The sequence below is a fragment of the Vibrio gallicus genome (genome assembly GCF_024346875.1).
In the GTDB taxonomy this organism is placed as follows: domain Bacteria; phylum Pseudomonadota; class Gammaproteobacteria; order Enterobacterales; family Vibrionaceae; genus Vibrio; species Vibrio gallicus.
Genome location: NZ_AP024871.1, coordinates 1,436,114 through 1,448,968, shown reverse-complemented (window position 1 = coordinate 1,448,968; position 12,855 = coordinate 1,436,114). Strand labels below are relative to the sequence as shown.

Genomic DNA, 12,855 nt, shown 5'->3' with positions numbered 1-12,855 from the left:
AATCCCTGATAAAAAATAGCCACTAATATCAATTAGTGGCTATTTGTTTATATATGTCTCAATGCTGCGGAGCGTCCAAGAATAGACAGCGTTGTACCATTGTGCAGTAGGGCGCTCATTGCTGGACTCAGATACCCAAGTGCGGCGGCGAGCATGATGCCACTGTTAATGTACTCGGCAGCTTTGATATTTGAGTTGATAACCTTCATCGCAATATCAGAAAGCTCTCTTGCTTGAGCAACGGCTGATAAGGTGTCATGCAGCAGAACCACATCTGCGACTTGTCGGGCCAACTCTGTACCTTGAGACATGGCTACGCCTACATCGGCAGCAGTTAAAGCCGGCGCATCATTCACGCCGTCTCCGACGAACATCACTTTTTTACCTTCAGCTTGCAGCGATTCAACGATGGATGATTTTGCTGAAGGAACCGCTTCGGCGAACACGCGATCAAGTTTTAGCTCTTCACCTAAAATACTGGCTTTAAACTGGCTATCACCGGTGATCATTATTAGCTCATTGATACCGAGATCTCTTAATGATGCCAGAGTTTCAATAGCATCTTCACGCAGATGATCTCTCAAACCAAGCATACCAATCAATTTCCCATTAAAGGAGACAAAGATCAGGTGCCGACCAAGGGCCTCGTACTCTTGAATGGTCTGTTCATCATTAGAGAAGTCGACATCCTCATGCTCTTCAAGGAAGTGGCGACTTCCCATTACGATTTGACCACTATTTAGGGTAGTTCGTAAACCGTGGGCAATAACGTATTCTACCTCTCCGTGATCAATATGCGGCAGATCGTGTTGTGTTGCGGCATTAACGACAGCTTGTGAAAGAGGGTGATTACTATGTTCCTCAATCGATGCTGCCATTGCTAACAGATCTTTAGCTGAGTTGGTCGCGCATAGCGGAATCACGTCTGTGACTTCCATATTGCCGTAGGTAAGGGTTCCGGTTTTATCAAACACGCAGGTATCGACGTTGACCAGTTTTTCAATGGCACTGCCACCCTTAAATAGGATGCCTTGTGACGCAGCGCGATACATGATCGACTTAAAGGTTACAGGCGTGCTGAGCTTAAGTGCGCATGAATAATCAACTAGAAACACAGAGGCAACGCGATTGAGATCTTGGGTTAAAGCGAAGACTGCGGCACCGATCCCTAAGGTGATTTTAACCCGACGATTAGCCATATCTTGGGTAACTTGCTGAATCTCACTCTTCTCACTTAGCGAGTCGTAAATAAGCTTGGCAATTTGTGCAGTGGTCGCCTCGCTACCTACTTTTTCAACCTGAACCTGAACCGTACCCTCATAAACAGAGGTGCCAGAGTAAACTACCGCTCCTGCTTCACGACGAACTATCACGGTCTAAGGTAGTATTACATCGCCACATCGATACATCGCCACATCGCCACATCCACTCACCGCTACGCCCCACCAACGTCTTCCCCGCGCAGGCGGGGAGCTGTAGACACTCAGATCTCAATCATTGGTCACTGTTTCAAACCAATCCCCGAGTATCCAAAGACCCCGGCTTAAAACACCACCGGGGTGATGGGGGGAGCGGCTCTAGAACTCAGGGTCTAGGTTCTGCGGTGATATCACGGTCTAAGATCGTATTACATCGCAACATCGCAACATCCACTCACCGCCACGCCCCACCAACGTCTTCCCCGCGCAGGCGGGGAGCTGTAGACACTCAGATCTCAATCATTGGTCACTGTTTCAAACCAACCCCCGAGTAACCAAAGACCCCGGCTTAAAACACCACCGGGGTGACGGGGGAGCGGCTCTAGAGCCTATGCCTAGGTTCTGAGGTCATATCACGGTCTAAGGTAGTATTACATCGCCACATCGCCACATCGCCACACCGATACATCCACTCACCGCCACGCCCCACCAACGTCTTCCCCGCGCAGGCGGGGAGCTGTAGACACTCAGATCTCAATCATTGGTCACTGTTTCAAACCAATCCCCGAGTATCCAAAGACCCCGGCTTAAAACACCACCGGGGTGACGGGGGGAGCGGCTCTAGAACTCAGGGTCTAGGTTCTGCGGTGATATCACGGTCTAAGATCGTATTACATCGCAACATCGCAACATCGCAACATCGCAACATCTACTCACCGCCACGCCCCATCAACGTCTTCCCCGCGCAGGCGGGGATCTGTAGATACTCAGACCTCCATTATTGGTCACGAATTCAAACCAACCCCCCGAGTATCCAAAGATCCCGGCTTAAAACACCACTGGGGTGACGGGGGGAGCGGCTCTAGAACTCAGGGTCTAGGTTCAGCGGTGATATCAAGGTCTAAGATCGTATTACATCGCTACATCGCCACATCCACTCACCGCCACGCCCCACCATCGTCTTCCCCGCGCAGGCGGGGATCTGTAGACACTCAGACCTCCATTATTGGTCACGACCTCAAACCAACCCCCGAGTACCCAAAGACCCCGGCTTAAAACACCACCGGGGTGACGAGGGGAACGGTTGTAGAACCCAGACCCCAGAACCTCGGTTCTGGGGTCATATCACGGTCTAAGATCGTATTACATCGCCACATCGATACATAGCTACATCCACTCACCGCCACGCCCCACCAACGTCTTCCCCGCGCAGGCGGGGATCTGTAGACACTCAGATCTCAATCATTGGTCACGATTTCAAACCAACCCCCGAGTACCCAAAGACCCCGGCTTAAAACACCACCGGGATGACGGGGAGTACGGTTGTAGAGCCTAGAACCCAGCGCCTAACCCCTTCTTAACAAAAACGAGATAACTAAGACTGTCTATCTATAGAGTAGAGCTGTCATGTTTTTCCTATATATAAACGTAAATAAGCGAGCCTATAAAAGGCTCGCTTGATTGTATTATTGAAAAAGAATTAACCAACGAAGGTTGGCAGGGTTCCAGTCATAGAAAGGACGTGGAATAGTGCGGTCATCACACCAAACGATATAACCACGGTAATCATAGCTTGGCCGCCAGGGGCGACAAAACCGCCGTTTCCTGTTTTAGCTTCACGAGTTTTTTTCGCTAACAGTGCAGGGATAATACATGCCCATACCGTTGCAGCTGCGCCGGCATAACCAATGGCAATAACAAAGCCAAATGGGAATAGAAGTGATAGCACTAGCGGCGGCAAGAATGTGACTAGCCATGTTTTTGTGCGGCCTTGCTTGGAGTCTTCAAATTTGAAGAAATCAGCCAAGAAATCGAACACCCCTAAACCTACACCAATGAATGAAGATAGAATCGCAGCCATTGAAAAGGTGTTGATAGCGTTGGATACACGCTCTGATTCAATCACAGAACCTAGAGCAGTTAATAGCGCATCGACGTTTCCGCCTTGCTCAATTACCGGACCAAAGTCGGTTCTTGGAAGGTTACCGAAAATACTAAATAGCCATAAGAAATACAGCGCCAAAGCGATAACGGTGCCACCAAGAATGGCTTGCTTCGCTTTGTTCTCTTCACCGTAATAGGCGCGCATTGATGACACGGAGTGGTGATAACCAAATGAGGTTAAAGCAACAGGTAGCATTGCCATCGCGTAAGGGGCATAAGCGACTTCTTCACTGATCGTGTCAAATAGCACTGACATATCTACTTTTACCGCCAGTCCAGAGACACCGAATACAAAACTCAAAACCATAAAGGTAATCAGTATCACCGAAATTCGGTCAACGGCTCTAGTGGAGTGCCAAACAAACGCAGAGAAGACAAGAACAAAGAGTATAGATGCGATTTTGGCGTCGATATTGAGTATATCTTGTAATATAAGACCGGAAGAAGTGATATAAGCATATAATAAAATACCGCCAACAAAATAAACGGTAATATTATTTAGAAGATTAACTTTGTCGCCTAATAAGTCCTTGGTTACGGTGTCAAAAGATACTTTTAAGTCGTAGTTTTTAAATGCTTCTAATAGCATCCAACCAGATATTGTCATTACAACCATAGTTAATGCGATAGCTAACATAGACCACATAGTCCATGCACCAGCGCCAGCACTTGGTAGACCTAACATTCCTGCGCCCACACAGACACTAGCAATGATACAGGCACCACCTATTAGAGATGGATTCTTTTTCATTATTATTTCCCTTTGTTTCACGTTATTTGAATAGGGTTTGTTACTTATATTTCTCTGCTTTTATTATTTTGTATTGCTAGAGAAAAAAGGCGCAATCAATTATGAATGCGCCTCAAAGTAATTATGCTTCTTCGAGCACTAGTTCTTTTTCGATTTTTTTATTTGTTGTAGGGGTAACCTCTTGAAGCCTTGCCGTGAAGTGACGCAATACTTCAGGCTCATAAGTGAAATCCAATCCTTTTACGTTTGCTGCATTTGCTTTTACTTTTTCAAATGCCTCAATAACAAAATCCATATGGGTTTGAGTATAAGTAGCACGCGGAATGGTTAAACGAAGCAGTTCGGCAGGACATGGGTGTTGTTTACCTGTCGCTGGGTCACGCCCCAATAGAAGTGAACCAATTTCAACTGCGCGAATACCGGCAACTTTATACAGTTCACATGCTAATGCGTGTGCTGGGAATTGCTCTGCTGGGATATGTGGAAGTAGTTTTCCAGCATCAACAAAGGCTGCATGCCCACCCGCTTGTTGGCAAACTACACCAATTGCTTCTAAGCCATCTACTAGGTATTGAATTTGGTTGATACGGTATGCTAACCACTCTTGACGCATGCCGTCGTATAGACCAACCGCCAGACGCTCCATCGCGCCACCTTCTAAGCCACCATAGGTAGGGAAGCCTTCTTGAACCACACATAGGGTACGGCAATCAGTGTATACATCCATGAATGAGTCATCTTTAAAACACAATAGGCCACCCATTTGAACCATTGCATCTTTCTTAGCTGACATTGCAAGGCCATCAGCGTATTTATAAGATTCGCGAGTGATCTCTTCGATAGTCCAGTCTTGATAGCCTGGTTCACGTTGCTGAACGAAATAGGCATTCTCCGCATAGCGCGCTGAATCCATGATTACTGGTATGTCATATTTTTGCGCAATCTCGTATACCGCTTTTAAGTTAGCGATAGACACGGGCTGGCCACCTGCGGAGTTACAAGTAATTGTACTGACGATATATGGAACATTCGCAGCTCCGGCTTCGATAATGGCTTCTTCAAGCTTATCTAGGTCAAAGTTACCCTTAAAGTCAGCGTTTACAGAGGTATCGAATGCATCTTCGGTATATACGTTTTTCGCTACACAGCAGTTAACCTGTGTGTGACCTTGAGTTGTGTCAAAGAAATAGTTAGATAGAGCGACCATTTTTGAACGGTCTAGACCTTTCTCTTTTTCGCGTTTTTTAATTAGAACTGGGATATAAATTTGTTCAGCGCCGCGACCTTGGTGAGTCGGAATAGTTAGGTCATAGCCAAAAATGTCTTTTACAGCGTTAGCGAGTGCGTAGTAACTACGACTGCCGCTATATGCTTCATCACCACGCAGCATTGCAGCTTGCATTTCTTGAGTGATAGCACCGGTACCGCTGTCGGTTAGCAGGTCAATAAATACATCTTCACTATCTAGTAGGAATGGGTTCATGCCCGCTTTAAGAATAGCTTGTTCACGGTATTCAGCTGTTGTGCGTTTTACTGGCTCAACAACACGAATACGGAATGGTTCTGGTAGGTGTTTGAAGTTTTGCATTATAATTTACTCAATTTAATTATTTCTAACTTACTTTTATTATTAATATATAAGTGTAGAAATTTATTTATAGAATATTGCATCCTAAATAAATAATTAGGATGTAATTTATTTTTTATTTACTATAAATAAAGCAGTTCTAATGAATGTTCCCAAAATAACTGGAGTATTTCATTTAGATACAGCGATACATAGCGATAGTACGAGAAATAGGGCTATCTCGAAGGGAATGAGAAAGCGATTTTGTAGTCTGTAGTAACCCAAATACTGTTGAATGTGTTCATAGTTTACCTACTTAAAATCTTTAATGCCCAGTTGATTTGAATTTATTATTTAATTAATCAACTGAGGCGAGTATATATAATTGGTGTCATATGTCATTACACCAAAATATGAATTGAGAACTCAGTAACATAAATTTACAGATGTGTTAAATAAAGTGGGATATGACAAAGATCGATTGATCTTAATCAATTTATATATTCAAAGTATAAGATTGAATATAATTTGAATAATTCAGGAGTTTTTTTGTTAATTAGATATGAATTATGCAATTACGAGCATAGTTTCATTGAAATATGAATGAAATGGAGTTTGCTAGAGAGTTATTTGGGGGGGGCATAAGATAAGGGCGAAAAATGAGTGAGATAGGTACGGCAAGTGCTTAATGTTGTCGCTCGCTTGCAGTATTATCTACTGCTATATCACTATAGAGAGCCGAACTTGTGGCAAAACGCACTCCAATTATCGAAATGACATCCTACGGTATCTATTCTCACTGGGATGCCGATTCTAAGAACCTACCTAAGATCACTGAATTTACTACCACGATTCCAGCCGATGAAGGCGTGGAGTTTGGCTTTAGCGTCAATATCAAGAAGGCGAGAGGTGCATTGTTGAACTACTGTATTTATCACCCTGGGATAATTAATAAGCAGGGCAAGGTTTTACAGCCGTTCGATGGTGACATTTATGTGCGTAGTAATGATTGGAACTTTTATCTAGGAGACACCATTCAATTACTAAATGATGATGGGGGATTGGAAAGCAACCTTGGAGAGTGGCGTATGACTCTAGAGATGCACGGAAGGGTGGTTGCTGAAAAAAGCTTTAAGGTGGTGTCGCGTGATGAGGCGCAGTTTTGGAAAGCTCGTGGTTATTAAGGGGGGGTTTAACTCACGCTGGCTGAATTAATAAGCAAGTGATTGATTATTGAGCGATATGCCACTGGTCTTAAGTGCTTGTAGACTAACTCTTGAAAACTGACTAACTTTTTATACATTTTATTTGCATAACAAAGCAATATTGGTACTATGCACTCCTATAAGAGTTAAGGCAATTTTTACGCATGAGTATTCAGGTTAATCAAGTTAATAAGTTCTATGGTGACACACAGGTATTGCACGATGTAACTTTCAAGTGTGAGAAAGGTGATACCTTAGTTTTACTCGGCCCTAGTGGTGCGGGTAAGAGTTCATTACTGAGAATCCTGAATCTTTTAGAAACAGCTGAAGATGGCAATCTCAATGTTGCTGATATGTCGTTTGATTTTTCCAAAGGGTTGACTGAAAAAGAAGGCTTACTTCTGCGTAAGAAAGTCGGGATGGTATTTCAGCAATACAACCTATGGCCACATATGACGGTTATGGAAAATTTAATTGAAGCACCAGTGCGAGTTGCGGGCATGTCTAAGGCATCTGCAAAGCAAGAAGCGATTAAGATCCTTGAGATGTTACAGCTGGCTGATAAAACGGATGCGTGGCCATTGCAACTGTCGGGTGGCCAGCAACAACGCGTGGCCATTGCTCGTGCATTGATGATGAAGCCCGACGTACTGTTGTTTGATGAACCAACAGCTGCGCTAGACCCTGAGATAACCTCTCAAGTAGTGAAGGTTATAAATGATCTTAGCGATACTGGCATCACTCAAGTTGTTGTGACTCACGAAGTCGATTTTGCTCGTAAAATCGCAAGCCATGTTTTGTATCTTGAGCAGGGTAAGGTGGTTGAAAATGGCACTAATGAAGTGTTTACCAAGCCCACGACTCAAGCCTTTGCTGACTATCTTACTCACTAATTTTTACGCCTAAAGACGCTGACATATTTTTAGGCAGCGCAGTTTTGGAGATATACTAATGAAAAAAATCCTATTAGCATCACTTATCGGTCTAACCTCAGCCCACGCTATGGCAGCCCAACAAGAGATTAAATTTGCAATGGAAGCGACTTACGCTCCGTTTGAATATGTTGACGCAAACAATGAAATCCAAGGTTTTGATGTTGATCTAGCGAATGCATTATGTAAGCAAATTGATGCAAAATGTACTTTCCATAATCAGTCATTTGATAGCCTGATTCCTGCACTTAAATTCAAGCGCTATGACGCGGCTATTTCTGGTATCGATATTACTGAATCTCGTCAAGAGCAAGTAAGTTTTACCAATCCTTACTATGATAACTCAGCGGCCTTTGTAGCTATCAAAGGTAAAGTAGCTGATCAAGCTGCGCTTAAAGGCAAACGTGTAGGCGTTCAAAATGGGTCTACTCACCAAGCATATCTATTAGAGCAACTTCCGGGTGTGACTGCTGTACCTTATTCTAGCTACCAAGATGCATTTATTGACATGCAAAATGGTCGTATTGACTCAGTATTTGGTGATACAGCAGTTGTAGCTGAATGGTTCAAGAAGAACGACAAGCTTAGCTATGTTGGTGACGCTGTGACTAACAAAAAATATTTTGGCAATGGCTTCGGTATCGCGGTAAATAAAGACAACCAAGCTCTTGTTGAACAGCTTAATGCTGCTCTAAAAACAGTGAAAGAGAACGGCGAATACAAAGCCATTTTTGAAAAGTACTTTGGTAAGTAATATGGGATTAACGGGTTACTCCGCTTCTCTTGCACAAGCAAGCTGGACTACTGTCCAGCTTGCTTTTGTTAGTTTATGTGTCGGTTTAATTTTAGCAGTATTGTTTGCGTGCGGTGAAATGTCTCGCCAAAAGTGGCTAGCATGGCCAACGGTGTTGTTTGTTACAATCATCCGTGGCTTACCTGAATTATTAGTTGTTCTATTCATCTTCTTTGGGTCTACCCAAGTTATTTTTATGATAACTGGGGACTTTGTAGACATCAGTCCATTTATATCAGGTGTTATAGCGCTAGGCCTTATATTTGCTTCTTATGCTTCGCAAACAATTAGGGGAGCACTCAAAGCTGTACCTAATGGTCAAAGAGAGGCGGCGAACGCCCTTGGTTTGAGTAAAACGCGTACCTTCGTCAGAATTGTATTACCTCAAGCTGTGCGCCATGCAATGCCGGGGTTGATGAATCAGTGGCTGGTATTATTAAAAGATACCGCTTTGGTGTCGTTGATCGGGGTAACGGATTTGATGAAGCAGGCGCAATTGACTTCAGCAAGTACTCACCAAGCCTTTACTTGGTATGCCACTGCCGCTGTTATTTATCTAGTTATTACTATTTTGACCCAAAAGTTAGTAAAAGTGATTGAACGTCGCTTCTCAGTTCAAGAAGCCTCTATGAGTGCAGGAGCGAAAGCATGACCTCACAACATTTTTGGCAGATGTTAGATGGCTTAGGGACAAGCTTACACTTAACGTTTGTCGCCCTTATCGTGGGCTGTATTCTTGCCTTGTTGATGACCTTGACCTTGATCTTAAGAACGCCAATATTGCATTGGGTTAGCCGGGGTGTGATTACGCTTTTCACTGGAACGCCTTTATTAGTCCAGATTTTTTTGATCTATTATGGGCCTGGTCAGTTTGAATCTATACATTCTAGCTTTGTATGGCAATGGTTGAGCCAGCCATGGTTTTGCGCAATGTTAGCCTTAGCGCTTAATACTGCCGCTTATAGTACCCAGCTATTTAAAGGCGCATTTAATGCCATCCCGTCAGGGCAGTGGCAGGCGTGCCGAGCATTAGGCATGAATATGACGGCAAGCCTAAGGGTGTTGCTTCCATTTGCTATTCGTCGTGCTATACCCGCATATTCCAATGAGGTGATCCTAGTATTTAAAGGTACCTCTTTGGCTAGTACCATTACGATTATGGATGTTATGGGCTATGCCCAGCGAATTAATGCACAAACCTATGACACATTGACGGTGTTTGGGGTTGCTGGATTGTTTTATTTGGCGGTCAATGGTTTGTTAACCATATTATTCCGCTACATAGAGCGCAGGGCTTTGGCGTTTGAAAATGCTCGTTAATGCAATGCCAATAGCAGTAAGTAACGAATCATTTACTTAGTGTGATAGGTATAAACTAACAAAGGCCAGCAGATTTAAATGCTGGCCTTTTTTTGCCTAAAATGTCGCAACAGTGTATAGCCAGTCGCGTTGAATAGGGCCATCTTGCTTGTTGGGTTACAGCAGTGCACCACCGTTAATATCAATAACCGAACCGGTAATGACAGGGTTTTCGATTGCGAGAAGGTAACCGGCAACTAAATCCTGCGGCGTTGCAACGCGTCCGACAGGCAGGCTTTTTCCAGCCACAATAAACATATCGCTACGCGCTTGTTCATCCATAGTAGAATACGCCTCTGTTGCAGTTAGCCCCGGACTTACTACGTTGACACGAATAGGAGCAAGTTCTTTGGCAAGTATCTTAGCACTCGCCTCTAGAGCGGCGTTTGCGGCGGTTTTTACTAAGGTACTGGCGACCACCTTTCTTGAGAGCATTCCTGAGGTTAGGGTGATTGACCCCTTAAGGTATGGGACAGCTTGCTGTACCAATCGAATGCTCCCCCAAAACTTAGTATCAAAGGCGTCACTAGCAGCACTAAGATCAAGGTCTTCAACTTTTCCGCTAGGAGCAAATGAGCCCGCGGTTATAACTAGATGGTCAAAGTTACCTACAGTTTTAAAGAATTGAGAGATTGACTGCGGGTCTTGGATATTAAGCCCAGTACGACGACTCGCAACATGAACGGTGTGACCTTGGGTTAATAAGGTGTCTGCTAGTGATTTACCAATGCCTGATGTGCCGCCAACGATTACGAATGTATTCATAGTAAAGATCTTTTCATTATTAAGGTATGCAGTAATTATATTGCTTGAACTAATTTTAATAATTACTCAAAATATTAATTAACTGTTTGGTTTTTACAAATAATGAGAGTTTATGGATAAGCTTCAGGATATGCAGCTGTTTATTTCTATCGTAGACAACCGCTCTTTAGCGGGGGCAGCAAAAGAAATGAGCTTGTCAGCGGCGACCGTAACCATGCGCTTAAAAGCGATAGAAGAACGTTATGGCGTAAAACTGCTACAGCGTACAACCCGCCATATATCTTTAACCGATTCTGGTGCTGAGTACTACCGTCAGTGTCAGCATATACTTGATCAAGTAGTGGAGCTGGAAAACGTATTAACTCATCAATCGGATGAGGTAAGTGGCATCATCAAAATCAGTGCACCTAAGGATGTAGCCAAGCAAATCTTACTGCCCATGTTGTCTGAATTTTGTAATCGCTATCCAAATATTACCCCGCAACTTAATTTTCACGACCACCTGTTTAATGTTACTGAAGCGGGAATGGACCTGATAATTCGTTACGGAGACTTGCCAGACAGTTCACTAATTAGTCGTCGCTTAGCTAAAAACCATCGTTTATTGGTAGCATCCCCTAGCTACTTGAGTAAACACGCTACATTACAAAGCCCTGTAGAATTGTCCGAACATCGCTGTTTGGTGATGATGCGTAATAATGAAGCCCTTAAACATTGGTATTTTCGCAGTACTCAACAACAGCATTCAATAACCGTTGAGCCTGCGATGTTGTCTGATGATGGTGAGGTTATTCGGTATTGGGCGGTTAATGGACAAGGAATCGCTCTTAAATCTAGCCTTGATGTTGCCCACGACTTAAAAGTGGGCAACTTAGTACCGGTACTTGCTGACCACAAGGTGAACTTTAATCACCTAAATCTAGATAGTGCTGACTTAAATCTTATCTACGCCAGTCGACTCCATCAACCAAAGCGTATCAGCTTACTGATTGATTTCTTTGTTTCTGCGTTTGAACACCGCGAAGTACTATAAGGGGAAATGGTCGCGTAGTGCGTTGCATTTCACATATGTGGCTCATTTGTTACAGCTCGTTCACATTTATGATTGAGTGAAATGGACGAATAGTAGTAGAGCAGTATCCTTAACTTGAATAATCATAACTGTGTATATCAAGGAGAAGATGATGCTCAAACGTAAACTACTAGGCGCCATACTGGCTATGCTGCCATTTGTTGCTGGTGCGGCGAATTACTCAATTGGTACTGGTGGCCAAAGTGGTATCTACTATCCATTTGGTGGCGCGTTGGCGAAGGTATGGAGTGAACATGTACCTGATGTTAATGCTAAAGCTGAGGTAACTGCGGCTTCGGTTGAAAATACAATCAAGGTTGTACGTGGTGATATGATTGCGGGTATCGCAATGGGCAATGTAGTGCTTGATGCCTACAAAGGTGAAGGTAAATTCCCGAAGAAAATGCCAGTGAATACCTTGTTTGCCTTATACCCAAACCTTGTTCATACCTTAACTCTTGAGAAGTCGGGAATTAATAGCCTAGATGATCTAAAAGGTAAGCGCATCTCTTTGGGAGCTCCGGGCAGTGGAACAGCGGTAACGTCTGCGGCTTTACTTGAGTCTATTGGTCTGGATGTTAAAAAAGACATTACTGCCGTGTACCTCAATTATTCAGAGACAACCAATGCACTTGCTAACGGTCAGATAGACGCTGGTTTTATTGTTGGCGGCCAGGGGGTTGGCGCGGTGACGCAGGTCGCGTTAACTCATAAAATTAAGGTGCTCTCGATTAGTGATGCACAGAGCCAAGCTTTTATAAAGCAACACCCAGCTTATAGCGCTTTTGATATTCCAGCAGGTGTTTATAACAATGTAGGTGAGGTCTCAACCTTAAGTGTGTGGAATGTATTGGTAGTCAACGCCAGCATGTCCGAGGATATGGCGTACAACTTAACGAAGGCGGCGTATGAAAATATGCCTGAAGTTCGCAAAGTCGTTAAGATGGCTGAAATGACAACGCCAGAGAATGCACAGCGCCTACAAGGCGTTCCTTTGCATCCTGGAGCTAAAAAATATCTAGATTCAATCAAGTAATCTATTAAACCAA

Annotated in this window: 11 protein-coding genes; 7 read left to right on the top strand and 4 right to left on the bottom strand. The window is 43.8% G+C overall.

The window, feature by feature from the left end; genetic code table 11:
* Positions 1-47 precede the first annotated feature (47 nt).
* The 3 genes from OCU28_RS06650 to tnaA form a co-directional block, all read right to left on the bottom strand.
* Positions 48-1,373: a heavy metal translocating P-type ATPase gene (locus OCU28_RS06650; RefSeq protein ID WP_261815435.1), complete on the bottom strand. Its 1,326-nt coding sequence runs from the start codon at positions 1,371-1,373 to the stop codon at positions 48-50.
* Between the two features lie 1,525 nt (positions 1,374-2,898).
* Positions 2,899-4,113 carry an aromatic amino acid transporter gene (locus tag OCU28_RS06645; RefSeq protein WP_261815434.1) on the bottom strand — a complete coding sequence of 405 codons (1,215 nt, stop codon included), beginning with the start codon at positions 4,111-4,113 and terminating at the stop codon, positions 2,899-2,901.
* Positions 4,114-4,234: 121 nt separating this feature from the next.
* Positions 4,235-5,701, bottom strand: coding sequence for a tryptophanase (gene tnaA, locus OCU28_RS06640; RefSeq protein ID WP_261815433.1), 1,467 nt, complete (start codon positions 5,699-5,701; stop codon positions 4,235-4,237).
* A gap of 725 nt (positions 5,702-6,426) precedes the next feature.
* Between tnaA and OCU28_RS06635 the strand changes: the two genes are divergently transcribed.
* The 5 genes from OCU28_RS06635 to artM all read left to right on the top strand — a co-directional run bounded on the left by OCU28_RS06635 (position 6,427) and on the right by artM (position 9,930).
* Complete coding sequence (locus OCU28_RS06635) at positions 6,427-6,864, top strand: DUF3859 domain-containing protein (RefSeq protein WP_261815432.1); 438 nt, start codon at positions 6,427-6,429, stop codon at positions 6,862-6,864.
* 185 nt (positions 6,865-7,049) lie between these two features.
* Positions 7,050-7,778, top strand: a complete 729-nt coding sequence (artP, locus tag OCU28_RS06630) for an arginine ABC transporter ATP-binding protein ArtP (protein WP_261815431.1) — start codon at positions 7,050-7,052, stop codon at positions 7,776-7,778.
* 58 nt (positions 7,779-7,836) lie between these two features.
* The gene (locus OCU28_RS06625; protein WP_261815430.1) at positions 7,837-8,571 is read left to right on the top strand and encodes an arginine ABC transporter substrate-binding protein; all 735 of its coding nucleotides are present in this window, start codon (positions 7,837-7,839) and stop codon (positions 8,569-8,571) included.
* Position 8,572: 1 nt separating this feature from the next.
* Entirely contained in the window at positions 8,573-9,262 is a 690-nt protein-coding gene (gene artQ / locus OCU28_RS06620) for an arginine ABC transporter permease ArtQ (protein ID WP_261815429.1), read from the top strand.
* Positions 9,259-9,930, top strand: a complete 672-nt coding sequence (gene artM / locus OCU28_RS06615) for an arginine ABC transporter permease ArtM (RefSeq protein WP_261815428.1) — start codon at positions 9,259-9,261, stop codon at positions 9,928-9,930. Before artQ ends, artM begins: the two co-directional genes overlap by 4 nt.
* Before the next feature lie 156 nt (positions 9,931-10,086).
* Here artM and OCU28_RS06610 read toward each other — a convergent pair whose 3' ends face one another.
* Complete coding sequence (locus OCU28_RS06610) at positions 10,087-10,734, bottom strand: SDR family oxidoreductase (protein ID WP_261815427.1); 648 nt, start codon at positions 10,732-10,734, stop codon at positions 10,087-10,089.
* Between the two features lie 112 nt (positions 10,735-10,846).
* Here OCU28_RS06610 and OCU28_RS06605 point away from each other — a divergent pair, with 112 nt between their 5' ends.
* Together OCU28_RS06605 and OCU28_RS06600 are read left to right on the top strand one after the other, a co-directional pair.
* Complete coding sequence (locus tag OCU28_RS06605) at positions 10,847-11,767, top strand: LysR family transcriptional regulator (protein WP_261815426.1); 921 nt, start codon at positions 10,847-10,849, stop codon at positions 11,765-11,767.
* Positions 11,768-11,915: 148 nt separating this feature from the next.
* On the top strand, positions 11,916-12,842 hold the full coding sequence (locus OCU28_RS06600; protein WP_261815425.1) for a TAXI family TRAP transporter solute-binding subunit: 927 nt from the start codon (positions 11,916-11,918) through the stop codon (positions 12,840-12,842).
* The last annotated feature ends 13 nt before the right edge of the window (positions 12,843-12,855 follow it).